The 23,149-nt window shown below is 65.2% G+C and carries 20 protein-coding genes and 2 pseudogenes; 9 read left to right on the forward strand and 13 right to left on the reverse strand.

Annotated features, from left to right (window positions below; genetic code table 11):
- Positions 1–117: 117 nt before the first annotated feature.
- The 4 genes from Q0L30_RS12760 (at position 118) to Q0L30_RS12775 (ending at position 6,081) form a co-directional block, all read left to right on the forward strand.
- Positions 118–3,141 (forward strand): ribonucleoside-diphosphate reductase subunit alpha, encoded by a 3,024-nt coding sequence (locus tag Q0L30_RS12760; protein WP_296655553.1) that lies wholly within the window; start codon positions 118–120, stop codon positions 3,139–3,141.
- A 578-nt stretch (positions 3,142–3,719) separates the two neighbouring features.
- A complete protein-coding gene (locus tag Q0L30_RS12765; RefSeq protein ID WP_296655556.1) occupies positions 3,720–4,943 on the forward strand; it encodes a ribonucleotide-diphosphate reductase subunit beta in 1,224 nt (407 codons plus the stop codon).
- A gap of 93 nt (positions 4,944–5,036) precedes the next feature.
- The gene (locus Q0L30_RS12770; RefSeq protein WP_296655557.1) at positions 5,037–5,354 is read left to right on the forward strand and encodes a hypothetical protein; all 318 of its coding nucleotides are present in this window, start codon (positions 5,037–5,039) and stop codon (positions 5,352–5,354) included.
- 28 nt (positions 5,355–5,382) lie between these two features.
- Entirely contained in the window at positions 5,383–6,081 is a 699-nt protein-coding gene (locus Q0L30_RS12775; protein WP_296655560.1) for a histone H1-like DNA-binding protein, read from the forward strand.
- Between the two features lie 234 nt (positions 6,082–6,315).
- Here Q0L30_RS12775 and Q0L30_RS12780 read toward each other — a convergent pair whose 3' ends face one another.
- The 10 genes from Q0L30_RS12780 to Q0L30_RS12825 all read right to left on the reverse strand — a co-directional run bounded on the left by Q0L30_RS12780 (position 6,316) and on the right by Q0L30_RS12825 (position 14,693).
- Positions 6,316–6,792, reverse strand: coding sequence for a glycine zipper 2TM domain-containing protein (locus tag Q0L30_RS12780; protein ID WP_296655603.1), 477 nt, complete (start codon positions 6,790–6,792; stop codon positions 6,316–6,318).
- 63 nt (positions 6,793–6,855) lie between these two features.
- On the reverse strand, positions 6,856–7,797 hold the full coding sequence (locus Q0L30_RS12785) for a carbohydrate kinase family protein (RefSeq protein WP_296655563.1): 942 nt from the start codon (positions 7,795–7,797) through the stop codon (positions 6,856–6,858).
- 88 nt (positions 7,798–7,885) lie between these two features.
- Positions 7,886–8,386, reverse strand: coding sequence for a thiol peroxidase (tpx, locus tag Q0L30_RS12790; RefSeq protein ID WP_293034747.1), 501 nt, complete (start codon positions 8,384–8,386; stop codon positions 7,886–7,888).
- Positions 8,387–8,493: 107 nt separating this feature from the next.
- Positions 8,494–9,702, reverse strand: coding sequence for a zinc-ribbon and DUF3426 domain-containing protein (locus Q0L30_RS12795; RefSeq protein WP_296655567.1), 1,209 nt, complete (start codon positions 9,700–9,702; stop codon positions 8,494–8,496).
- Between the two features lie 65 nt (positions 9,703–9,767).
- The gene (gene prmA, locus Q0L30_RS12800) at positions 9,768–10,664 is read right to left on the reverse strand and encodes a 50S ribosomal protein L11 methyltransferase (protein ID WP_296655570.1); all 897 of its coding nucleotides are present in this window, start codon (positions 10,662–10,664) and stop codon (positions 9,768–9,770) included.
- A 3-nt stretch (positions 10,665–10,667) separates the two neighbouring features.
- Positions 10,668–12,035 carry an acetyl-CoA carboxylase biotin carboxylase subunit gene (gene accC / locus Q0L30_RS12805; RefSeq protein ID WP_296655572.1) on the reverse strand — a complete coding sequence of 456 codons (1,368 nt, stop codon included), beginning with the start codon at positions 12,033–12,035 and terminating at the stop codon, positions 10,668–10,670.
- A 167-nt stretch (positions 12,036–12,202) separates the two neighbouring features.
- Positions 12,203–12,673, reverse strand: coding sequence for an acetyl-CoA carboxylase biotin carboxyl carrier protein (gene accB, locus Q0L30_RS12810; protein WP_296655574.1), 471 nt, complete (start codon positions 12,671–12,673; stop codon positions 12,203–12,205).
- A gap of 94 nt (positions 12,674–12,767) precedes the next feature.
- Complete coding sequence (gene aroQ / locus Q0L30_RS12815; RefSeq protein ID WP_296655577.1) at positions 12,768–13,220, reverse strand: type II 3-dehydroquinate dehydratase; 453 nt, start codon at positions 13,218–13,220, stop codon at positions 12,768–12,770.
- 194 nt (positions 13,221–13,414) lie between these two features.
- Entirely contained in the window at positions 13,415–13,990 is a 576-nt protein-coding gene (locus tag Q0L30_RS12820) for a TlpA disulfide reductase family protein (protein ID WP_296655580.1), read from the reverse strand.
- Between the two features lie 58 nt (positions 13,991–14,048).
- Complete coding sequence (locus tag Q0L30_RS12825; RefSeq protein ID WP_296655582.1) at positions 14,049–14,693, reverse strand: UDP-N-acetylmuramate--alanine ligase; 645 nt, start codon at positions 14,691–14,693, stop codon at positions 14,049–14,051.
- Between the two features lie 185 nt (positions 14,694–14,878).
- On the opposite strand from Q0L30_RS12825, the gene mpl reads away from it, so the two are divergent.
- The 5 genes from mpl (at position 14,879) to mtgA (ending at position 20,716) form a co-directional block, all read left to right on the forward strand.
- Entirely contained in the window at positions 14,879–16,270 is a 1,392-nt protein-coding gene (gene mpl / locus Q0L30_RS12830) for a UDP-N-acetylmuramate:L-alanyl-gamma-D-glutamyl-meso-diaminopimelate ligase (protein ID WP_296655584.1), read from the forward strand.
- A complete protein-coding gene (locus Q0L30_RS12835) occupies positions 16,267–16,842 on the forward strand; it encodes a YqiA/YcfP family alpha/beta fold hydrolase (RefSeq protein ID WP_296655586.1) in 576 nt (191 codons plus the stop codon). Before mpl ends, Q0L30_RS12835 begins: the two co-directional genes overlap by 4 nt.
- A 114-nt stretch (positions 16,843–16,956) precedes the next feature.
- Positions 16,957–19,086 carry an RNB domain-containing ribonuclease gene (locus Q0L30_RS12840; protein ID WP_296655589.1) on the forward strand — a complete coding sequence of 710 codons (2,130 nt, stop codon included), beginning with the start codon at positions 16,957–16,959 and terminating at the stop codon, positions 19,084–19,086.
- On the forward strand, positions 19,083–19,955 hold the full coding sequence (gene aroE / locus Q0L30_RS12845) for a shikimate dehydrogenase (RefSeq protein WP_296655591.1): 873 nt from the start codon (positions 19,083–19,085) through the stop codon (positions 19,953–19,955). Before Q0L30_RS12840 ends, aroE begins: the two co-directional genes overlap by 4 nt.
- Before the next feature lie 38 nt (positions 19,956–19,993).
- On the forward strand, positions 19,994–20,716 hold the full coding sequence (gene mtgA, locus Q0L30_RS12850) for a monofunctional biosynthetic peptidoglycan transglycosylase (RefSeq protein WP_296655594.1): 723 nt from the start codon (positions 19,994–19,996) through the stop codon (positions 20,714–20,716).
- A gap of 59 nt (positions 20,717–20,775) precedes the next feature.
- Here the strand turns inward: mtgA and queF are convergent, their stop codons facing one another.
- The 3 genes and pseudogenes from queF to Q0L30_RS12865 form a co-directional block, all read right to left on the reverse strand.
- Positions 20,776–21,600 (reverse strand): NADPH-dependent 7-cyano-7-deazaguanine reductase QueF, encoded by an 825-nt coding sequence (queF, locus tag Q0L30_RS12855; protein WP_296655597.1) that lies wholly within the window; start codon positions 21,598–21,600, stop codon positions 20,776–20,778.
- Positions 21,601–21,677: 77 nt separating this feature from the next.
- Positions 21,678–22,634, reverse strand: a pseudogene (locus tag Q0L30_RS12860) (5'-nucleotidase); the annotation flags it as partial.
- Between the two features lie 39 nt (positions 22,635–22,673).
- Positions 22,674–23,149 (reverse strand): annotated as a pseudogene (locus Q0L30_RS12865) (threonine ammonia-lyase, biosynthetic); the annotation flags it as partial.

Genomic DNA, 23,149 nt, shown 5'->3' on the forward strand with positions numbered 1-23,149 from the left:
CGGCAGCCTCGCCAGGCTGGCTTTCTTTCTCCACCCGATCGACCGCGCACGGGGGCGCGGCATCCGATTTAATCCGCGAAAACGCTTCGCACACTTCCAGGACCAGGAGCTTTGCACATGCAAACGACCGATAACGTCTCGAGCCGGGTAGAAGGCGCGCCTGTTGCGCACACGCCGGGCGGCCAGCCGCAAGCCGGCCAGGCGAGCACGTCGCAGTTCGAGGACCACAAGGTGATCCGTCGCAACGGCAGCGTGGTGCCGTTCGAGCCGTCGAAGATCGCGATCGCGATGACCAAGGCATTTCTGGCCGTCAACGGCGGACAAGGCGCGGCGTCGGCACGCGTGCGCGAACTCGTCGAACAACTCACGCAGAACGTCGTGCGCGCACTCGTGCGCAGCCGTCCGAATGGCGGCACGTTCCATATCGAAGACATCCAGGATCAGGTCGAACTCGCGCTGATGCGCGGCGGCGAGCACAACGTCGCGCGCGCTTACGTGCTGTATCGCGAGAAGCGCAACCAGGAGCGCGGCCACGCGCTCGAAACGCAGGCAGCGGCGGCGCCTGGCCTGAACGTCACCGACAACGGCGTGACGCGTCCGCTCGACATGGGCGCGCTGCGCGCGCTGATCGTGTCGGCGTGCGAGCACCTCGGCGATGCAGTGAACCCGGATCCGATCGTCGCGGAAACGGTGAAGAACCTCTACGACGGCGTGCCGATGGCACAGGTCTACGACTCGGCCATCCTCGCCGCGCGCACGATGATCGAAAAGGACCCGGCATACAGCCAGGTTACGGCGCGCATTCTGCTGCACACGATCCGTCGCGAAATTCTCGAAGAGGAAGTGACGCAGGCGCAGATGGCCGAGCGCTATGCCGAATACTTTCCGCAGTTCGTGAAGCGCGGCGCGGAAGCGGGCCTGCTCGACGACAAGCTGCTCCAGTTCGATCTGAAGCGCCTCGCAGCGGCGCTCGACGCGAACCGCGATCTGCAGTTCGGCTACCTCGGCCTGCAGACGCTCTACGACCGCTACTTCCTGCACGTCGAAGGCACCCGCATCGAGATGCCCCAGGCATTCTTCATGCGCGTAGCAATGGGCCTGTCGCTCAACGAGATCGACCGTGAAGCGCGCGCGATCGAGTTCTACAACATCCTTTCGTCGTTCGACTTCATGTCGTCGACGCCGACGCTGTTCAATTCGGGCACGCACCGCTCGCAGCTTTCGTCGTGTTATCTGACGACCGTCTCCGACGATCTCGACGGCATCTACGAGGCGCTCAAGGACAACGCGCTGCTCTCGAAGTTCGCCGGTGGCCTCGGCAACGACTGGTCGCGCGTGCGCGCGCTCGGCTCGCACATCAAGGGCACCAACGGCAAGTCGCAGGGCGTGGTGCCGTTCCTGAAGGTGGTCAACGACACGGCGGTCGCCGTGAACCAGGGCGGCAAGCGCAAGGGCGCAGTCTGCGCGTACCTGGAGTCGTGGCACCTCGACATCGAAGAGTTCCTCGAGCTGCGCAAGAACACCGGCGACGACCGTCGCCGCACGCACGACATGAACACGGCGAACTGGATTCCCGACCTGTTCATGAAGCGCGTGATGGAAGGCGGCGACTGGACGCTCTTCTCGCCGTCTTCCTGCCCGGACCTGCACGACAAGTTCGGCGTTGCATTCGAGCAGGCTTACGTCGCTTACGAAGAGAAGGCCGCGCGCGGCGAGATCAAGCTGTACAAGAAAATGCCGGCCGCTCAGCTGTGGCGCAAGATGCTCGGCATGCTGTTCGAAACCGGCCATCCGTGGATCACGTTCAAGGATCCGTGCAACGTGCGCTCGCCGCAGCAGCATGTCGGCGTCGTCCACTCGTCGAACCTGTGCACGGAAATCACGCTCAACACCAACGACAACGAGATCGCGGTCTGCAACCTCGGCTCCGTGAACCTCGTCGCGCACATGGTCAAGCAGGCCGACGGCAGCTACGCGCTCGACCAGGACAAGCTCAAGCGCACGATCAGCGTCGCGATGCGCATGCTCGATAACGTTATCGACATCAATTACTACGCGGTGCCGAAGGCGCGCAACTCGAACCTGAAGCATCGTCCGGTCGGCATGGGCATCATGGGCTTCCAGGACTGTCTGCATCTGCTGCGTACGCCGTATGCGTCGCAGGCGGCGGTCGAGTTCGCCGATCAGTCGATGGAAGCGGTCTGCTACTACGCCTACTGGGCGTCGAGCGAACTGGCCGAAGAGCGCGGCCGCTACTCGACGTATCGCGGCTCGCTGTGGGATCGCGGCATCCTTCCGCAGGACACGCTGAAGCTACTGGCCGACGCGCGCGGCGGTTATGTCGAAGTCGACACGAGCGAGACGATGGACTGGGCGTCGCTGCGCGCGCGCATCGCGACGCACGGCATGCGCAACTCGAACTGCGTGGCGATCGCGCCGACGGCAACGATCTCGAACATCATCGGCGTCGCGGCGTGCATCGAGCCGACGTTCCAGAACCTCTACGTGAAGTCGAACCTCTCGGGCGAGTTCACGGTGGTCAACGAGTACCTGGTGCACGACTTGAAGGCGCGCGGTCTGTGGGACGAGGTGATGGTCGCCGACCTGAAGTACTTCGACGGCACGCTCTCGCGCATCGACCGCGTTCCGGCCGATCTGCGCGCGATCTACGCGACGGCGTTCGAAGTCGATCCGACGTGGCTCGTCGAAGCGGCGTCGCGTCGTCAGAAGTGGATCGACCAGGCGCAGTCGCTGAACATCTACATGGGGGGCGCGTCGGGCAAGAAGCTCGACGAGGTCTACAAGCTCGCGTGGGTGCGCGGCCTGAAGACGACCTACTACCTGCGCACGATGGCGGCGACGCACGTCGAGAAGTCGACGGTCGCGCACGGCGCGCTGAACGCGGTGCCGACGAGCGGCAATAGCGGCGCTGGCGGCAGTGGCCCGGCTGGCTCCGGTGGTGCATTCGGCGGCGCGGGTTTTGGCGCGGGTTCCGGCGCAACAGGTGGTGGTGCCGACTCGACGCTCCTGCGATCGGCAGCTGCGGCTGAGCCGGTCGCGGCAGCGCCCGAGGCCGACGGTCCCGTGTGCATGATGCGTCCGGGCGATCCGGGCTTCGAAGAGTGCGAAGCCTGCCAGTGATGCACGCTGCAGTGCACCGCGTTTGAAGCGGCACAGCAGCAGTACTAGTAGTAAACAGTAGGCGGCAGTTAACAGGAAAGGGCGGCGCGTGCGATGCGCGCCGCCTGCCGCAAAGTTCGCGGCGCTCGCATCAACCGCGTCCGCACATTTCCCGGCACGCAAGACACGCGCAACATGCACGGCACGCACGCCGCGACTCGCACCAAGATTGGCGAGAGGGCATCAGGAATCCCTGGAGTTTTCGCCGATGCACGCGGGTTGCTTCACGGGTTGCTTCACGACGACCGGCGACGAGCATGCGAAGTCCGCCGGTGAAGCAGTGAACGAGGCATGCAGTGCTCTTGCACGTCGTGCGTCGCGCGCTGCGAACACACACTCTTTCACGACTCATTCGACACACGCGAAGGCATTCACTCACGCAGTTATCGCAGCGCTTGCGCGAAGCGATCGACACGATGCGATGACAAAGTGTTGTATGCAGGTCGCACCGTGAATCGAAATCAGAACTTTTCGTGTGCGAACCCTTTTACCGCTCACGAAAAGATGGTACAAACCGATCTAAATTGATGGTGACATTTATGCTCAACTGGGATGACGAGATCACGGCCGTAAATCCGTCGAGCGGTGCGCAGCAAAACACGATGCGTAACGCCGCGGGCCAGGCTGTCCCGGCTGCCGATGTGCAGTTCGGTCTGCGTTCCACTCCTCAGGCAACCACGGCGGAAAATATTTTCTCCAGCGACTTCGCAGTTCCCCCGCCGCCTCCGGCGCCGGTGTCTTCCGAAGCGCGCGTGAATGTCGCCGACAAGCGCATCATCAACGGTCAGACCGACGTGAACCAGTTGGTCCCGTTCAAGTACAAGTGGGCCTGGGAAAAATATCTGGCGGGCTGCGCGAACCACTGGATGCCGCAGGAAATCAACATGTCCCGCGACATCGCGCTCTGGAAGGACCCGAACGGTCTGTCCGACGACGAGCGACGCATCGTCAAGCGCAACCTCGGCTTCTTCGTGACCGCCGACTCCCTCGCCGCGAACAATATCGTACTGGGCACCTACCGCCACATCACGGCGCCCGAATGCCGCCAGTTCCTGCTGCGCCAGGCGTTCGAAGAGGCGATCCACACGCACGCTTACCAGTACATCGTCGAATCGCTCGGTCTGGACGAAGGCGAGATCTTCAACGCGTACCACGAGGTCAAGTCGATCCGCGACAAGGACGAGTTCCTGATCCCGTTCATCCATACGCTCACGGATCCGTCGTTCAAGACCGGCACGCTCGAAGCCGACCAGAAACTGCTCAAGTCGCTGATCGTGTTCGCCTGCATCATGGAAGGCCTGTTCTTCTATGTCGGCTTTACCCAGATCCTCGCGCTTGGCCGCCAGAACAAGATGACTGGCGCGGCGGAGCAATATCAGTACATCCTGCGTGACGAGTCGATGCACTGCAACTTCGGCATCGACCTCATCAACCAGATCAAGCTCGAGAACCCGCACCTGTGGACCCCCGCGTTCCGTGCAGAGATCGCTGATCTGTTCAAGCAGGCGGTCGACCTCGAATACCGCTACGCGGAAGACACGATGCCGCGTGGCGTGCTCGGTCTGAACGCGGCGATGTTCAAGGGCTATCTGCGCTTCATCAGCAACCGTCGTTGCCAGCAGATCGGTATCGATCCGCTGTTCCCGAACGAGGAAAACCCGTTCCCGTGGATGAGCGAGATGATCGACCTGAAGAAGGAGCGTAACTTCTTCGAGACACGTGTGATCGAATATCAGACAGGCGGTGCACTGTCCTGGGAGTGAGCGGGACGCACCGCGATCAAGTCTTTGTGGGGATGCCGGCGGCGCTTGCGCAAGCGCGCGTACCGGCTAGATGATTAGGAGCAGGAACGCCTGATGCAAAGCGTGCCCCGAGCCCTGGCGGCTCACCGATATGACTGGCACTTTGCGAACCCTTCAGAGGGATGGGCAAACTTCCCCCCGGAAAAAGGCGCGGGCCGTGTGGCCGGCGTCTTCAACGAACGTTGGCCGGCGTCGGTATCCGATGCCGGATTGACATGGCGCGCGGTGCCAAAGGGCATCGCGCGCCTTACCGCATTCATTAGCGTAAGCGCGCGGGATCAGCGTACGCCGATGAATAGCCCGCTTCGCAGCGTGCGCCCTGAGAAGCGTTCGCGGGAAGCGGGTTTTGACGAAGGGCGATGTTTGAACTGACTCTCATCTGAACCTGAAGGAGAAGAAAATGGTTACTGCCAAGAAGAAACCGGCGGCCAAGAAGGCTGCAGTGAAGAAAGTCGCAGCGAAGAAAGCCGCTCCGGCAAAGAAAGTTGCTGCGAAGAAAGTAGCGGTCAAGAAGGTCGCCGTGAAGAAAGTCGCCGTGAAGAAGGTTGCTGCGAAGAAGGCCGCGCCGGCGAAGAAGGCTGCTGTGAAGAAGGTTGCAGCCAAGAAGGTCGTAGCGAAGAAAGTCGCGGCCAAGAAGGTTGCAGCGAAGAAAGTCGCCGTGAAGAAGGTCGCAGCGAAGAAGGCTGCACCGGCGAAGAAGGCCGCAGCGAAGAAGGTTGCAGCGAAGAAAGTCGCGGTAAAGAAGGTCGCGGCTAAGAAGGCTGCACCGGCGAAGAAGGCCGCTGCGAAGAAGGCTGCGCCGGCGAAGAAGGCCGCTGCGAAGAAGGCTGCGCCCGCCAAGAAGGCAGCGCCCGCGAAGAAGGCCGCTGCGAAGAAGGCTGCGCCCGCCAAGCCGGCTGCGCCTGCCAGGAAGGCTGCACCTGCGAAGAAGGCCGCTGCGAAGAAGGCCCCGGCGAAGAAGGCTGCTGCCAGGAAGGCCGCCGCCGCGCCCGCACCCGCTGCCCCTGCTGCTGCGCAACCGGCCGCTCCCGCAGCAGCCGTGAAGACTGCCCTGAACCCGGCCGCAGCATGGCCGTTCCCGACCGGCAGCCGTCCGTAATACGCAGTACCAGGCGAGGCGCGCATCGCGCGCTTTGCGCTTCGGGCAGATTCGGCCCGATGCAGATCCCGTCGCAGGGCATGCCCGCGACGGGATTTTTTTCGCCCCTCATCGGCGCGAACGCCCGTGCTCAGGCATGAAAAAAGGCGCATGCACAGGGGAGCACATGCGCCTGAGGTTCCGCGTGTGGCGAGAGGCGCCTTTCGCGGTACAGGGGAAATCGGTGTCGCTGTTTTAGTGCGTGACGCGGGTGACGCCGCCGCTCGAGAGCAGCCGTACGCGGTCTCCGGCGTTGAAGACTTCGCCGGTGGCGGTCTGCGTGATCGCACGCATATCGCCGGTGTCGAGGCGCACCGTGATCTCGAGGCCGTCGTGCATCGCGAGACCGTTTTCCGCCGCGTTGCCGGCCACCGCACCCGCAATGCCGCCAATGATGCCTGTGACGATCGAACCGCGCCCGCCGCCGATCGCGCTGCCGGCCACCGCGCCGAGCGCACCGCCGCCGATGGCGCCCAGGCCGCTCGGCTGGCCGTCGTTCGAGCTGATCTTCACGACACGCACGCTTTCGACCGTAGCCATGCGAACCGTGGCCTCGCGCTGCGCTTGCGACGCCGTGTAGACGTTGGCGGAACTGCTGTTATACGCACACCCCGTGACCGCAAGCGAGCCTGCGATCAGAACTGCAACAATTGGACGATTCATTATTCTGATACCCCGTAGTTCTCAACCGCATTCTCAACGGCATTCTCAAAGGCCCTCGCGTGGGGCCCGGGTTCAATTCGGCAGTTCGTATCCGAACGCCTGCCTGAACCGTTCATTGATCTGCGAGCGCGTGGGCGCGTAGGTCTGCGGACCAAGATGTTCGATCTTGAGCGCGCCCATCAGGCTGGCGAGCCGGCCGGCGGTTGCCCATCCGAGACCGTTCTCGATGCCGTAGAGCAGGCCGCCGCGGAACGCGTCGCCGCAACCGGTCGGATCCAGCACGCGAGCAGCCTGTACCGGAGGAATTTCCTCGACGCTGCCGTCGTGGTAGATCTGCGAACCGTGCTCGCCGCGCGTGACGATCAGCGCATCGACCTTGCTGGCGATTTCCTCGATCGACCATCCGGTGCGGTGACTGACAAGGTTGGCTTCGTAGTCGTTGACCGCGACATAGGTCGCAAGTTCAATCGCGTGCCGCAGCGACGGACCGTCGAAGAGCGGCAGACCCTGGCCCGGATCGAAGATGAACGGCACGCCCGCGGCGGCCATCTGCTCGACGTGCTGGACCATGCCGTCGAAGCCGTCCGGCGCGACGATGCCGAGCTTGATGCCGGGCGCTTCATCGGCGCGGTTCAGGTGCGACTGCATCATCGCGCCCGGGTGGAATGCGGTGATCTGGTTGTTCTCGAGGTCGGTCGTGATCATGGCCTGCGCCGACCACGTGTCGGGCAGTACACGCACGTGCGCCTTCGACAGGCCGAGCGTGTCGAGGCGGTCGAGGTAGGGTTGCGCGTCGGCGCCGCCGAGCGTCGCCATGATGCGCGCATCGCCGCCGAGCAGATGCAGCGAGTAGGCGATGTTGCCCGCGCAGCCGCCGAATTCGCGGCGCATCGTCGGCACGAGGAAGCTCACGTTCAGGATGTGCACCTGTTCGGGCAGGATGTGCTCCCGGAAGCGACCTTCGAAGGTCATGATGTTGTCGTAGGCGAGCGAGCCGCAAATCAGCGTAGCCAAAGCTGGAATTCCTGTAGGGCGTGGAGAGAGTTGAGAAAGCCGCACGTCGCGCACTGCACATGCAGGGCGGCGGCGCGCGGCTGCCAGATTACTTCAGTGCTGCGAGCGCAGCGTCGTAGTTCGGTTCGTTCTTGATTTCGGCCACGCGCTCGGCGTAGACGACCTTGTCGTTCGCATCGATGACGACCACCGCGCGCGCGGTCAGGCCGGTGAGCGGGCCGCTCGTTACATCGACGCCGTACGCCTGGGCGAAGTCATGGCCGCGGAAAGTCGAGGCCGTGACGACGTTGTCGATGCCTTCGGTCGTGCAAAAGCGCGCAGCCGCGAACGGCAGATCGCCCGAGATCACGACGACGACCGTGTTGTCGAGCTTGCCCGCGGCTTCGTTGAACTTGCGCGTCGAGGTGGCGCAGACGGGCGTGTCGAGGCTCGGGACGATGTTGAGCACCTTGCGCTTGCCCGCGAAGTCGGCGAGCGAGACGGGCTTCAGGTCCTTGCCGACGAGCGAGAATGCCGGTGCTTTCTGCCCGGCAGTCGGGAACGGACCCGCGACGTCGATCGGGTTACCACCCAGCGTGACTTGACTCATGATGTGCTCTCCGGAGGTTCATGTAGCAACGAAAGACGCACCCGGCAGCGCCGGGCGCAGGGAGCGCGCGAGCCGCGCGATAGCGGCTCGCGCCGAGGGAACGCGCATCAGGGATAAAAGATCTCGATGCGGAAGTTCGATGCGACGACCGTGCCGGTGTCGAGCCGCACGACGATCGTCTGCGTGGTGCGAGCGGGCAGGCCCGCCTCGATACGCGTGCCGGGCGCGACGTAATCCTGCGGCCACAGCACGCGGCGCACGACCACGTTGTTCTGACGGTCGAGCAGCGTGAGTTCGATGGCCGGATACGCGAGCGCCACGTCGAAGTGATTGCGCAGCGGCACCTTCAGTTCGAGATGGTGCGGATCGTCGACCTGGCGCAGATCGGACGGCTCGACCTGGAGGCCGTCGATGTCGCGCGGCGGCAGCACGCGGCAGCCGAGTTGCTCGCACGCCTGCACATAGAACCGCTGCGAGGCGGGCCAATTGACCATCACGGTTTCGCGCATCCACCAGGCAACCTGAGCTGCGAGCAGCGCGAGCAGGACAAGCGCGAGCAGCGCGCCGACGATGCGCCAGCCCGTGCGGCGCGACCCGCGTGCGGGCGCTTCGCGGGTGACGGCGAACGGTGCGGCGCCTTCATCCGGTGAAAGCGCGCTGAAGCCGGGCTGAGCGGATGCGGCCGCGGCGGCTGCTGCTGCGGCGGCAGCGCCCGGCAGCACGGGATCAGGCGCGCCGGTGCGCGCGGACGATGCTTCGTTCGCCGAAAGGGTCGGTTCGGTGAGATCGGGTGCGACTTCTCGCCGGTGCGCGGCAGCCGCTGCTTGTGCAGCACCTGTGTCCGCTGGCGGTTCGGGCGGGAGGTGCGGCTCGGCGGGGCCGTGCACGATCGTCGGCGTGACGCCTGGCGTCAGTGCGGACGACGGCAGATGCTCGGCGTTGTAGAGGAAGCGGTCGTCGATATGAGTGTCCGCGCGCGGCGCCCACGGATCCCATCCGGGGTTCGCGAAGTCGCGCCCGCCGGGTGTACCGGGTGTACCGGGTGTACCGGTTGGCCGGCTCGCCGCAGGCGAGCCTTCCGGCGGATGCACGGCGGCGGGCGCGGGCTGCGCTGAAGTCAGGCCCGCAACGACGTCGGCGGCAACGGGTACGGCACTGGCGAAATCGCCGCCCACTGGCACGTCGAACAGGCTGCCCGACGCGTCAAACGTCTCCTGACAGTGGCCGCAGCGCACAAGGCCGCGCCGCGTGGCGAGCTGCGCGGGCTGGATTCGGAAGACGGTTTCGCAGAATGGGCAGCGCGTTGCCAGGAGCATGTGGGCTGTGGATCCGGGTAGGCCGTACAGTTGGCGATACCCGTCATTCTACTGGCATTCAGCGGTTAGCCGCGCCGCGTGCCTGCGAGGCACACCCAGCCTTCGTGTTCGCGCCAGACCGAGATGTCGATCCACGGCTCGTAGAAGCGCGCGACTTCCTCCGCCTGGCGTGCGAGGATGCCTGACAGCGCGAGGCGTCCGCCCGGCTTCACGCGCGACGAGAGCATCGACGCCATGAGCTTCAGCGGGTTCGAAAGAATGTTCGCGACGACGATGTCGAATTCGCCCGGCGGGCAGTCGTCGGGCAGGCCGTAGGTGACATCGGCGTGATTGCGCGCGCTGTTCTGGCGTGCCGATTCGACGGCCTGCGGATCGATGTCGATGCCGATCACGGGATGGGCGCCGCACTTCTTCGCGAGAATCGCGAGGATGCCCGAGCCGCAGCCGTAGTCGAGCAGCGAAGCGCCCGGCTTCACGTTCTGTTCGAGCCACTCCATGCACAGACGCGTGGTGGGATGGCTGCCGGTGCCGAACGCAAGACCCGGATCGAGTTCGAGCACGAGCGCATCGGGATCGGGCGCATCGTGCCATGACGGCACGACCCAGATGCGCTCGCCGATCTGGATCGGCGCGAACTGCGATTGCGTGAGCCGCACCCAGTCCTGCTCTTCGACTTCGCGCAGCGCGAACGTCGGCGTTTCAGCGAGGCCGACTTCGTTCGCTGCCGCCGCGAGCAGCACCGCCGGATCCTGATCGTCGCCGATCAGCGCGATCACGCGCGAGTGCTGCCATGCCGTGCGCTCGGGCGTGAGGCCCGGCTCGCCGAAGAGCGGCTGTTCGTCGGGCGTGTCGGCGTCGGCGTCTTCCACCGATACCGACAGCGCACCGAGTTCGATCAGCGCGTCGGAGAGTGCTTCGGCGCGCTTGCGATCCAGCTCGACGATCAGTTCGCGATAGCTCATGAATTACGCTTCTTCCTTCTGAACCTGCTGGCGCGCGGCCAGACGGTTTTCGAGGTAGTGGATGCTCGTGCCGCCCTCGACGAACTTCGCGTCGAGCATCAGCTCGCGGTGCAGCGGGATGTTGGTCTGGATGCCTTCGACCACCATTTCAGACAGCGCGATACGCATACGCTGGATCGCCTGCTCGCGCGTCGCGCCGTAGGTAATCAGCTTGCCGATCATCGAATCATAGTTCGGCGGCACGAAATAGCCGTTGTAGGCATGCGAATCGACGCGCACGCCGGGGCCGCCCGGCATGTGCCACGACGTGAGACGTCCCGGCGACGGCGTGAACTTGAACGGATCTTCGGCGTTGATGCGGCACTCGATGGCGTGACCCTTCAGCTGGATGTCGCGCTGGCGGAACGAGAGCTTCTCGCCCGCGGCGATGCGGATCTGTTCCTGCACGATGTCGATGCCGGTGATCAGCTCGGTGACCGGGTGCTCGACCTGCACGCGCGTGTTCATCTCGATGAAGTAGAACTCGCCGTTCTCGTACAGGAATTCGAACGTGCCCGCGCCGAGGTAGCCCATCTTCTTGCAGGCGTCGGCGCAGCGGTCGCCGATGCGGTCGAGCAGGCGGCGCGCGATGCCGGGCGCCGGAGCTTCCTCGATCACCTTCTGGTGGCGGCGCTGCATCGAGCAGTCGCGCTCGCCGAGCCACACGGCGTTGCGAAACGAATCCGAGAGCACCTGGATTTCGATGTGGCGCGGATTTTCGAGGTACTTCTCCATGTAGACCTGCGGATTGCCGAACGCACGGCCCGCTTCCTCGCGCGTCATGTTGACCGCGTTCACGAGCGCCGCTTCCGTGTGCACGACGCGCATGCCGCGTCCGCCGCCGCCGCCCGCGGCCTTGATGATGACCGGATAGCCGACTGCGCGCGCAATCTTGACGATCTCCTTCGGATCGTCGGGCAACGCGCCTTCCGAGCCCGGCACGCACGGCACGCCGGTCTTGATCATCGTCTGCTTCGCGGTGACCTTGTCGCCCATCATGCGGATCGTTTCCGGGCGCGGGCCGATGAACGTGAAGCCCGATTGCTCGACGCGCTCGGCGAAGTCCGCGTTCTCGGAGAGGAAGCCGTAGCCGGGGTGGATCGCTTCGGCGTCGGTGACTTCCGCCGCGCTGATGAGCGCCGGCATGTTGAGGTAGCTGAGGTTCGACGGCGCCGGGCCGATGCAGACGGCCTCGTCGGCGAGCCTGACGTACTTGGCTTCCTTGTCGGCTTCCGAATAGACGACGACCGTCTTGACGCCGAGTTCGCGGCACGCGCGCTGGATGCGGAGCGCGATTTCGCCACGATTGGCAATGAGGATTTTTTCAAACATGGTGGGTATTCGACTCTTCAATGGGCGCCGCAAGGGGTTCTGGCGGGCCGCCTCAGAGGATCGGCCGCGCGTGCCTCGCGAAGCGAGCGCCTCATACGCGGCGCAGGTGGCACAGGCAACTCATGCGCTGCGCGCGCGGCAACGCCGCTCGCGCCTGGCGCATGGCTTTAAGCGACCACGAAGAGCGGCTGGCCGTATTCGACAGCCTGGCCGTTCTCGACGAGGACTTCCTTGATCACGCCGGCCATGTCCGATTCGATTTCGTTGAGCAGCTTCATCGCTTCGATGATGCACAGCGTCTGACCTTCCTTGACCGTGTCGCCGACCTGGACGAACGGATCGGCGCCCGGCGACGGTGCGCGGTAGAACGTGCCGACCATCGGCGAGGTCACGACGTGGCCCTGCGGTGCAGCCGGCGCGGCGGGAGCGGCTGCGCCTTCAGCGGCCTGGCCCGGCGCGGCGAGCGGCGCCGCGAACTGCCCGGGGGCCGGCGCCGCGTACTGGGCTGCCGGCTGGACGTACACCGGCGGCGCATTTTTGACGATACGCACCTTGCCTTCGCCCTCGGTGACTTCGAGTTCCGAGATGCCCGATTCGGAGACGAGGTCGATCAGAGTCTTCAGCTTACGTAGATCCATGGTGCAGCCCCTTTGAATACGTGAGTGCCGGACGCGCGCGCCGGCACGGGATTAGTGTTGTCTGTCAGAGTGCGTCGGTTATCCGACCCGCGAATCAGGCGCCCTTGGCGGCGGCAAGCCGGTCAAGCGCGAATTCGAGCGCGTACAGATAACCCTTCCAGCCGAGGCCGCAGATAACGCCTTCGGCCAGGTCGGAGAAATACGAGTGATGCCGGAAGGCTTCGCGGCGATGCACATTCGACAGGTGAATCTCGACGAACGGAATGCCGACGCCAGCCAGCGCGTCCCGGATCGCCACGCTCGTGTGCGTGTACGCAGCCGGGTTGATCAGGATGAAATCGATCTGTTCGGCGCGTGCGGCCTGAATCCGGTCGACGAGCGCCCCTTCGTGATTGCTCTGGAAAGTCGCGAGCTCGACGCCCGCATCCGCGGCGTGTTTGGCGAGTGCCTGATCGATCTGCGGGAGCGTCACGCGCCCGTACACCTCAGGTTCCCGGGTGCCGAGAAGGTTGAGGTTGGGGCCGTGCAGAACCAGCAGTCTCGTCATGGTCGCTTCTTTTTCTGTGGAATTGCGCGAACTTTAGCGCTGATTAGAGAAATTTGTCTAGTTTTCCGAGCGACTGATATGGCCCCGGGATCGGCTGACGTCCGACAGCGGCCCTGATCTCCCGCCAAAACGCATAAAAGACGCAGCAAAAAGTGCCGTACGGCGCCTAAGGCCCGGTCAATTGTTCTGCCGCGTCAAAGTGCGTCGAGCGTGTGACGAAGTTCGTCTGGTTTGATTTGGCCTAATTTTGTCGCGCGTACGGTGCCGTTCGCATCGATTACGACCGTGTAGGGCAAGCCGCCGACCGAGTTGCCGAACGCGCGTGCGACATCGGCGCCGCCGAATCCGGCCACGTAGACGGGGTAGTCGACCTGCACTTTTTGAAGGAAAGCTTTGACGTTGGTGCTGGAATCGACGCCGAGGCCGACGAACTGGATGCCCTTCTTCGCGTATTCGCGCTGCAGGGCGGACAGCTCCGGCATCTCCGCGACGCACGGTCCGCACCACGAGGCCCAGAAGTTCACGACGATCGGCCGGCCCTTGTAGGCCGCGAGCGACTGGGGCTGGCCGTCGGGCGTGGTGACCGCTGCACTCCAGAGCTTGCCGAGCGCCTCCTGCGGGTTCACCGTCGCCGCCGCGTTGGCCGCGGCCGCGCCTGCGCCCGCGCTTGCGTCCGAATTGCCGCCGCGTGTCCAGTAACCGGCCGCAATGCCGCCGCCGACAGCGACCGCAACGACCGCGAGTGTGACCAGAATCCGCTTTGAGTTCATCGGTGCGCCTGAAATCCGTAGATCGTGCTGTTAAAGGTTATCAATAAGGCTGACGAGATCATTGGGCCGGGGTTGTCGCGCCGCTCTCGTCGATCAGCGCCTGGAGCGCCTGGGCGTTCGCGCGCGGCAGACGGCCTCGCAGGTCGGCACGCACGGCGCCGCGCAGGTCGTCGGTGTCATAGAGAGCAACATGGATGCCCACAGGTTCCTCATCGCGCGATGCCCGGTACATAAAGCTCAGCGTCTCCACGTAGCCGCGGGCGGCAAAATGGCGCGTCTCGGACACGTCGTATTGCACATTCGCGTTAAGGAGCCAGATGGCGACGTCTTTCGGGTTGTCGCAGAAGATCTGCAGATGGATGTCGGAATGCGCGCCCGCCGTACCGTTGAGCACGGCGCCCGTGACGAACGGGTTGAACGCGCCGAGCCGGCGCATCCAGTCGAGCGCGACTTCGCGCAGGCGCCGCAGCACCAACGGCTGGCTTTCGCCCTGAAAGAGAGCCTGATATTCGCGGATCTCTTCTTCGATCTGATCGTTGTCGGGCAGCCAGGCGCTTTCGATGCGCGCATCCCCGGCGACCTGCCGCGCCGCCTTGCGTTTGGCGCTTGCGTAGTCGAGCCCGTCCTCGGCGATCATCCGTGCTGCCGCGATGGCGATTTCCTCGCGCACGCGTTGCGGATCGAAATGTGATCTGCGAACCATCCATCCATCATACTAGAGAATGCTGTGTGGACCTTGCGCTGTCAGGGAAAGCGGCGCAGTGCGCCTCGCGCGCTCGGGTACAATAGCGTCCTTCGTTGTGGCGGTGCGGGGCGAACCGCGCCGCCGTCTTCGCGTTCCCCATCCAGATAACCCGTTTCCCGACGCCCGCGCGGCGCGACAGGCTTATGCACATCCATATCCTCGGCATCTGCGGCACGTTCATGGGCGGTCTCGCGGTGCTCGCGCGCAGCGCAGGCCACACCGTGACCGGCTGCGATGCGGGGGTTTATCCGCCGATGAGCACCCAGCTCGAAGCGCAGGGCATTCGCCTCATCGAGGGCTACGACGCCAGCCAGACCGATCTGAACCCCGATCTCTACGTGATCGGCAACGTCGTGTCGCGCGGCAATCCGCTCATGGAGGAGATCCTCAACCGCGGGCTGCCGTACACGTCGGGGCCGCAGTGGCTCGGCGACCACGTGCTGCGCGACAAGTGGGTGCTCGCGGTCGCGGGCACGCACGGCAAGACCACGACGACATCGATGCTCGCATGGCTGCTCGAAGACGCGGGCCTGAATCCCGGCTTCCTGATCGGCGGGGTGCCGCTGAACTTCGGCGTCTCGGCGCGGCTCACCGATTCGAGCTTCTTCGTGATCGAAGCCGACGAATACGACACCGCGTTTTTCGACAAGCGCTCGAAATTCGTCCATTACCGCCCGCGCACGGCCGTGCTGAACAACCTCGAATACGATCACGCCGACATTTTTCCCGATCTCGCCGCGATCGAGACGCAGTTTCATCACCTCGTGCGCACGATTCCCGGCATCGGCCGCATCGTCACGAACGGCCGCTCGGATGCACTCGAGCGCGTGCTCACGCGCGGCGTGTGGAGCGAGGTGGAGCGTTTCGGCGTCGATGGCGGCTGGCAGGCGCTGCCCGCCGAAGACGGCGTTCCCGTCGACGAACGCTTCGCCGTCTATCACCACAGCGAGCGCGCGGGCGTGGTCGACTGGCAGATTCAGGGCGACCACAACCGCCTGAACGCGCTGGCGGCGATTGCCGCCGCGCGCAGCGTCGGCGTGCCGCCCGCGCAGGCGGCGCAGTCGCTCGCGACGTTCCGCAACGTGAAGCGCCGCATGGAAGTGCGCGGCAGCGTGGACGGCGTGACGATCTACGACGATTTCGCGCACCATCCGACCGCAATCGAGACGACCCTCGCCGGGTTGCGAACCCGCGTGGGACGCGACAACACGCGCATTCTCGCCGTGCTCGAACCGCGCTCGAACACGATGAAGCTCGGCGTGATGAAGGCGCAATTGCCCGCAAGCCTCGCCGACGCCGACCTCGTATTCGGTTACGGTGCACCGGCGGGCAAGGATGCGCTCGGCTGGGATCTCGCCGGTGCGCTCGCACCGCTCGGCGGCAAGGCGCAGGCATTCCACGATCTCGACGCGCTCGTGAAGGCAGTGGTTGCCGCTGCGCGCCCGGGCGACCAGGTGCTCGTCATGAGCAACGGCGGCTTCGGCGGCGTGCATCAGAAGCTGCTCGATGCGCTTTCGGCACGGAGCGCCGCGTGATCGTCTATCTGCATGGCTTTCGCTCGTCGCCGGAATCGTTCAAGGCGAAGCTTCTCGCGGCGCGCCTCGCCGCACTGGGCCGCGCCGACGAATGGTTCTGCCCGATGCTGCCGGTGTCGCCCGCCGAGGCCGTCGCGCTCGCCGGGCGCGAAATCCGCGAACGCCTGAAGCCGGGCGAGCGTGTGACGCTGATCGGCAGCTCGCTCGGCGGCTATTTCGCGACCTGGCTCGCCGAGCAGCACGGCTGGCGCGCCGCGCTCCTGAACCCTGCAGTGGTGCCCGACCGCGATCTGTCGAAGTATCTCGGCGAGCAGCCGCTCTGGCACGGCGGCGGCAGTATCGTCGTCGAGCCGCGCCATCTGGACGAATTGCGCGCGCTGGCCATCGCGTCGGTGACGCAGCCCGCGCGCTACTATCTGATCGCCGCCACCGGCGATGAGGTACTCGACTATCGTGAAATGCTCGCCCACTATCCGGGCGTGCACACGAAGCTGATCGAGGGCAGCGACCACGGCATCAGCGAATTCGCCGACTATGTCGACGACGTGATCGCCTGGTGCGACGCGCCCTGACGCATCCCATGTGAAGGCTTCGCGCCGCGTGCGAACGCCTATATGTATACGGCACCGCTGCGGCGTACGACGTACGGCGTGGGCGGTCCATGCAAGTCTGAACGAGAGTATTGAGTGAACGTTTTCTTTGAGGAATCGGGCAGTTTCAAGGCAGGCAGCGTGCTGTCGCGCCAGGGCGATGCGTTTCAGGTCGAATTGCCGGGCGGACGCCGTGCGAAGGTACGCGCGAAGGACGTGCTGATCGAATTCGAAAAGCCCGCCGCCGGCGAGTTGATGGAGCAGGCGGACGCCGCCGCGCAGGAGATCGACCTCGACTTTCTGTGGGAATGCGCGCCCGCGGACGAGTTCGCCTTCACGGCGCTCGCCGCCGAATACTTCGGCGAACACCAGAGCGCGGTCGAGCGTGCCGCGCTCGTGCTGTGCCTGCACGGCTCGCCCGTCTACTTTCGCCGCAAGGGCCGCGGCCAGTACCAGCGCGCGCCCGAAGAGCAGTTGAAGATGGCGCTCGCTTCGCTGGAGCGCAAGCGTCAGCAGGCGCTCGTGCAGGCGGGCTATGAAGAGGAACTGAAGGCGGGCAAGCTGCCCGAGGCACTCAAGGGCAAGGCGCTCGGCCTGCTCACGAAGCCGGACAAGAACACCATCGAGTACAAGGCGCTCGAAGCGGCCGCTGCCGCGCGCGGGATTTCGATGCCGCGCCTGATGCTCGAATGCGGCGGCATCGCGTCGCCGCGCGCGCTGCACGAAGCGCGCTTCCTCGCGGAATTCTTCCCGCACGGCACGGGCTTCCCGGCGGTCGCCGTGGGCGCGCTGCCCGAGGATCTGCCTGAAGCGCAGGTCGAGGCGTTCTCCATCGACGACGTGACGACGACCGAAATCGACGACGCGTTCTCGATCGAGCATCTCGCCGATGGCCGCGTGCGCATCGGCGTTCACATCGCGGCACCGGCGCTCGGCATCCAGCGCGGCGACATGGCGGACACGATCGCGCGCACGCGCCTGTCGACCGTCTACATGCCCGGCGACAAGATCACGATGCTGCCCGACGATTTCGTCGATGCGTTCACGCTCAAGGAAGGCGGCGTGCGTCCGGCGCTGTCGCTTTACTGCATCGTGAATCGCGAGACGCAGGACATCGTCGCGACCGAGACGCGCGCCGAGCGCGTGTTCGTGAAGAACAACCTGCGCCACAACACGCTCGACGAACTCGTCACCGAAGAGACGCTGGCGGCCGGCAGCGGCGAGTATCCGCACAAGGACGACATCGCCGTGCTGTGGCCGTTCGCCCAGGCGCTCTTCGAAAAGCGCCAGCAGGCGCGCGCGGGCTACGGCCTGCGCCGCGAAGTGCAGCGCAATACCGACTTCAACTTCTACGTGGACGGCGAGCACGTCACGATCACGCCGCGCCGCCGCGGTTCGCCGCTCGATCTGATCGTCGCCGAACTCGCGATCCTCGCGAATTCGACGTGGGGCGCGTTCCTGCACGATCACGGCGTGCCGGGCATCTATCGCTCGCAGCGCGCGTTCGGCGCTCCGAGCGGCCCGAAGCGTACGCGCATGCAGACGAGCGCGGCGCCGCACGAAGGGCTCGGCGTCGCGCAGTACGCGTGGAGCACGTCGCCGCTGCGCCGCTACGTCGACCTCGTGAACCAGTGGCAGCTGCTCGCGTGCGTCGAGCACGGCGTCGCCGCGAAGCTCGCTGCACCGTTCAAGCCCAAGGACGCCGATCTTTTCGCGGTCGTGCAGGGCTTCGACGAGACGTATACGGCCTATGCCGATTATCAGCGCCGCATGGAGTACTTCTGGTGCCTGCGCTGGCTCCAGCAGGAAGACCGTCGCGAATTCGCCGCGACCGTGGTGAAGGACGACCTCGTGCGCTTCGAGGAAGTGCCGTTGATCATGCACGTGCCCGCGCTCGGCGTGCATGCGCGCGGCACGCGCGTGCTGCTCGAAGTGATGTCGATCGACGAGCTGACCATCGAGGCGTCGGTGCGCATGCTGCGCGTGCTCGATGCGCCGGTCGTGACGAGCGGCACCGAAGCGCAAGAGGAAGAGGGCGAGGAAGAAGAACTGATCGAAGCCGCCGATGCCTCGGCGCAAAGCGAAGCCGAAGCGCTGGCCGAGTCGGATGTGCCGGAAGGCGCCGACGAAGTTGCCACCGACGCCGCTGCCGAAGCCGAGGCCCCGGTCGAGGCGAACGGACAACAGGCCCAACACGTCCAACACGCAGCGGAGACCCGCGAATGAGCACCGGCGGCGCACAGGCGGACGCAGGGGTTGACCGCTACGCCGTGATCGGCAATCCGATCGCGCACAGCAAGTCGCCCGCCATCCACGCGCAGTTCGCCGCACAAACCGGCGAGCACATCGAATACGGACGCCTGCTCGCGCCGCTCGACGGTTTCGTCGCAGAAGTCAATGCATTCAAGGCCGCGGGCGGCCGCGGGCTGAACGTGACCGTCCCGTTCAAGCTCGAAGCGCACGCGCTCGCGCACCGGCTCTCGGCGCGCGCGGCGGCGGCGGGCGCGGTCAACACGCTGCGCTTCGACGCCGACGGCATCTTCGGCGACAACACCGACGGCTTCGGCCTCGTGCGTGACATCGAAGCGAATCTCGGCGTGGCCTTCAAGGGCGCGCGCGTGCTGCTGCTCGGCGCGGGCGGCGCGGCGCGCGGCGTCGTGCTGCCGATGCTCGAACGCGCCCCGCGCGAGATCACCATCGTCAATCGCACGGCTGCGAAGGCGCACGAACTGATCGCCCAGTTCGGCGCGGCGGCGGCCGAGGCCGGTTGCCTCATCAACGGCGGCGGTCCGCGTGCGCTCGATCCGGCGCCCTACGATGTGATCGTCAATGCGACGGCGAGCAGTCTCGACGCCGCGCTGCCGGAATGCGACGAGCGTGCGTTCGGCGCAGGGTCGCTCGCCTACGACATGATGTACGGCGCGCAGCCGACCGTGTTCATGCGCCACGCGCAGGCGCTCGGCGCGCGCGCGGCGGACGGACTCGGCATGCTGGTGGAGCAGGCCGCCGAATCGTTCTACATCTGGCGCGGCGTGCGTCCCGACAGCGCGCCGGTGCTGGCCGCGTTGCGCGCGCAGCTCGCGGCGCAGGCTTAACGCCACCGCACGCGCGCCGTACGCGCAACGGGACCGCGATGCCGAAACGCGAAGCCGCGAAACGACCGGGCATGCTGCGCTGGACGGCGTACGCAGTGGCCGTGTTCGTCATCGCGTGGATTGCGCTGCAGGCGTTCTACTTCGCGCAGATCGCGGCCTGGAATTTCATCGATCCTCAATCGACGGCGTTCATGCGCACCGATGCGGCGCGCCTTGGCGCCGATCGTCCCGATCTCTCGATCCAGCATCGGTGGGTGCCCTACAGCGAGATTTCGCGCAGCCTCAAGCGCGCGATCATCGCGTCCGAAGACGCCAACTTCGTCAACAACAGCGGCTACGAAACCGACGCGATCCTGGAGGCGTGGGAAAAGAACAAGCGGCGCGGACACATCGTCCGCGGCGGTTCGACGATCACGCAGCAACTCGCGCGCAACCTGTTCCTGTCGCGCGAGAAAAGCTATATCCGCAAGGGCCAGGAATTCATCATCACGTGGATGCTCGAAACGCTGCTCGACAAGGAGCGCATCTTCGAGATCTATCTGAATTCGGTCGAGTGGGGCAACGGCGTGTATGGCGCGCAGGCGGCGGCGCATTACTACTTCCGCACGTCGGCCGCGAAGCTCACGCCCTGGCAGTCGGCGCGGCTTGCCGTGATGCTGCCGCGCCCGAGGTACTTCGACGCGCATCGCAACTCGGCCTGGCTCGCGCAACGCGCCGCGGTGATTGCGCGGCGCATGGGCGCCGCCGAGCTGCCGCACTGATTGCATGAAAGAAAGCGCCCGGAAGGGCGCTTTCTTTCATTTGGCGTTACGACTTGGCGTTATTGCCGAGCGAGCCGCGCATTGTCCGGCATCGGCATGTTGAAGTTGGTGCGGAACGGATTGATGTCGAGCCCGCCGCGGCGCGTGTAGCGCGCGTAGATCGCGAGCCGGTCCGGTTTGCAGGTGCGCAGGATGTCCACGAACATGCGCTCGACGCATTGCTCGTGAAAGCCCGTGTGATTGCGGTACGAAATGATGTAGCGCAGGAGCCCGGCCTGGTCGATCTGCGGCCCGACGTAATGGATCTGGACGCTGCCCCAGTCGGGCTGGCCCGTCACGGGGCAGTTCGACTTCAACAGATTCGAGATCAGCGTCTCTTCGACCGGCGCTTCGTTGAACGCGGCGGTGAGCAGCGACGGCTCCGGCTGATAGACCTCGGCTTCGAGATCGAGACGGTCGAGCGAGAGACCTTCGAATTCCTCGAACTGAATCTTGTGAAAACCGCCCGGCTGGTCGAGCCGCACCGACGCCGTTGCGCCGCAGGCCGCCGAAACATCGCGCTTGAGTAGATCGCGCACGGCCTCGGCGGAATCGAGCTTCGTCTGCGCGAACGAGCCCAGATAGAGCTTGAACGACTTCGACTCGACGATATTCGGCGAATCGGCGGGGATGAAGAACGTCGCGATTGCGATCTGCGGCTTGCCGCGCGCGTTCAGCCACGAAAGCTCGTAGGCGTTCCAGATATCGGTGCCGAAGAAGGGCAGTTGCTCACCGATGCCGATCGCTTCGCGTGCGAGCGCGCGCGGAATCGGGAACAGCAGTGAGGCGTCGTACTGTTCGGTGTAGGCGGCGGGCTTGCCGAGCGGAGATTGGTCTGGAGTCATGATGCGCTGGTTACGGTTGCTGCAGGGGTTGCTGCCGGGGTTATCACCGGCGTTGCTGCCGGGTTTGCCATCGGCGTTGCCTTATTGGCCACGCCGCTCGCCACGTGCCCGGTCGCCGTGACCGAGCTGGCCGATTCGCAGTGGCGGATCTGGTCGTCGAAGAAAAAATCGGGTTCGAACTCGCGCAGGAACGGGCCTTTGTCGAGTCCGCCGAGGAACATCGCCTCGTCGATTTCGATGTTCCATGCCATCAACGTGCGGATGGCGCGCTCGTGCGCCGGCGCCGAGCGCGCGGTGACGAGTGCCGTGCGGATGCGCATCTGCGTATTCGCACCATTCGCCCCATTCGCACCATTGGTACTATTCGCGCCCGCCAGCTTTTGCAGGCGGTGGAGCGCTTCGAGCAGCGGCTTGAGCGGGCCTTGCGCAAGCGGCAGTTCGCGGTTGTCGCGCTCGTGGCTCACGAAGGCGCCCAGGCCCTCGCGCTGGAAGATCTGCTCGGCTTCGTCGGAAAAAAGCACGGCATCGCCGTCGAATGCAATGCGAATTTCGTTCGCGTCGCCACGCGCCATTGTCGCCGAATCCGCGGAATCCGTATCGACGCGCGGAAACACGCGTGCGGCAGGAAACCCGGCGGCGAGCGCATCGCGCACGTCATCCTGGTTGGCCGAAAGAAATAGCGACGCATTGAGCGGCTTCAGGTACGCCCAGGGCGCGCGTCCGCGCGTGAACACGCCACGCTGGATTTCGAGTGCGTGCTCGCGGCACGAACTGAACGCCCGCAAACCGCTGATCGGATCGCTGCGCGAGAGGATCACCACTTCGACGCGATGCGCGCCGTCGTTGAGCGCAAGCAGCTTGCGGATCGGCGCGAACGCGACGCCGGGCTGCGCGGGCACGTTCAGCCGCGCGCGCTGTAACGCCTCGTAGGCCGCGAGGTCGCCGGCCTCGAAGACGCGGTTTTCCTCCTCGAAATCGAAGAGGGCGCGCGACGAGATGGCGACGACGAGTTTGTCGGAGAGCGAAACGCCCACGTTGGCGGCCCCTTGCACGGATTACGATGATTAGGACGATTACGCGAGAAACAACCGGTAAGCCGGATTCTGCGTCTCTTCCCAGTGCGGATAGCCGAGCGTCGCGAGAAAGCGCCGGAATTCTGCATCGTCGGCGCCCGGCACCTGAATGCCCACGAGGATCGAGCTGTAGTCCGCGCCCTGGTTGCGGTAGTGGAACAGGCTGATGTTCCACTCCGGCGCCATCGACGACAGGAAGCGCATCAGCGCGCCCGGCCGCTCCGGAAATTCGAAGCGGAACAGCCGCTCGTCGTGCGCCAGCGGCGAGCGCCCGCCCACCATGTAGCGGATGTGCTGCTTCGACAGTTCGTCGGCCGTGAGGTCCACGCTCGCAAAGCCGTGCTCCACAAACGCCTGCGCGATCTGCGCCGACTCGCCCCGGTTGCGGATCTGCACGCCCACGAAGATGTGCGCGCGCTCGGCGTCGTCGATGCGGTAGTTGAACTCCGTCACGCTGCGCGTGCCCACCAGCGCGC

The organism is Paraburkholderia sp. (assembly GCF_024281035.1).
GTDB lineage: Bacteria > Pseudomonadota > Gammaproteobacteria > Burkholderiales > Burkholderiaceae > Paraburkholderia.

What these genes read in the sequence shown, in the direction of transcription:
- Q0L30_RS12760 (WP_296655553.1), top strand. Translation starts at nt 118, where the DNA reads ATGCAAACGACCGATAACGTCTCGAGCCGGGTAGAAGGCGCGCCTGTT.
- Q0L30_RS12765 (WP_296655556.1), top strand. Translation starts at nt 3,720, where the DNA reads ATGCTCAACTGGGATGACGAGATCACGGCCGTAAATCCGTCGAGCGGT.
- Q0L30_RS12770 (WP_296655557.1), top strand. Translation starts at nt 5,037, where the DNA reads ATGCAAAGCGTGCCCCGAGCCCTGGCGGCTCACCGATATGACTGGCAC.
- Q0L30_RS12775 (WP_296655560.1), top strand. Translation starts at nt 5,383, where the DNA reads ATGGTTACTGCCAAGAAGAAACCGGCGGCCAAGAAGGCTGCAGTGAAG.
- tpx (WP_293034747.1), bottom strand. Translation starts at nt 8,386, where the DNA reads ATGAGTCAAGTCACGCTGGGTGGTAACCCGATCGACGTCGCGGGTCCG.
- Q0L30_RS12795 (WP_296655567.1), bottom strand. Translation starts at nt 9,702, where the DNA reads ATGCTCCTGGCAACGCGCTGCCCATTCTGCGAAACCGTCTTCCGAATC.
- prmA (WP_296655570.1), bottom strand. Translation starts at nt 10,664, where the DNA reads ATGAGCTATCGCGAACTGATCGTCGAGCTGGATCGCAAGCGCGCCGAA.
- accC (WP_296655572.1), bottom strand. Translation starts at nt 12,035, where the DNA reads ATGTTTGAAAAAATCCTCATTGCCAATCGTGGCGAAATCGCGCTCCGC.
- accB (WP_296655574.1), bottom strand. Translation starts at nt 12,673, where the DNA reads ATGGATCTACGTAAGCTGAAGACTCTGATCGACCTCGTCTCCGAATCG.
- aroQ (WP_296655577.1), bottom strand. Translation starts at nt 13,220, where the DNA reads ATGACGAGACTGCTGGTTCTGCACGGCCCCAACCTCAACCTTCTCGGC.
- Q0L30_RS12820 (WP_296655580.1), bottom strand. Translation starts at nt 13,990, where the DNA reads ATGAACTCAAAGCGGATTCTGGTCACACTCGCGGTCGTTGCGGTCGCT.
- Q0L30_RS12825 (WP_296655582.1), bottom strand. Translation starts at nt 14,693, where the DNA reads ATGGTTCGCAGATCACATTTCGATCCGCAACGCGTGCGCGAGGAAATC.
- mpl (WP_296655584.1), top strand. Translation starts at nt 14,879, where the DNA reads ATGCACATCCATATCCTCGGCATCTGCGGCACGTTCATGGGCGGTCTC.
- aroE (WP_296655591.1), top strand. Translation starts at nt 19,083, where the DNA reads ATGAGCACCGGCGGCGCACAGGCGGACGCAGGGGTTGACCGCTACGCC.
- mtgA (WP_296655594.1), top strand. Translation starts at nt 19,994, where the DNA reads ATGCCGAAACGCGAAGCCGCGAAACGACCGGGCATGCTGCGCTGGACG.
- queF (WP_296655597.1), bottom strand. Translation starts at nt 21,600, where the DNA reads ATGACTCCAGACCAATCTCCGCTCGGCAAGCCCGCCGCCTACACCGAA.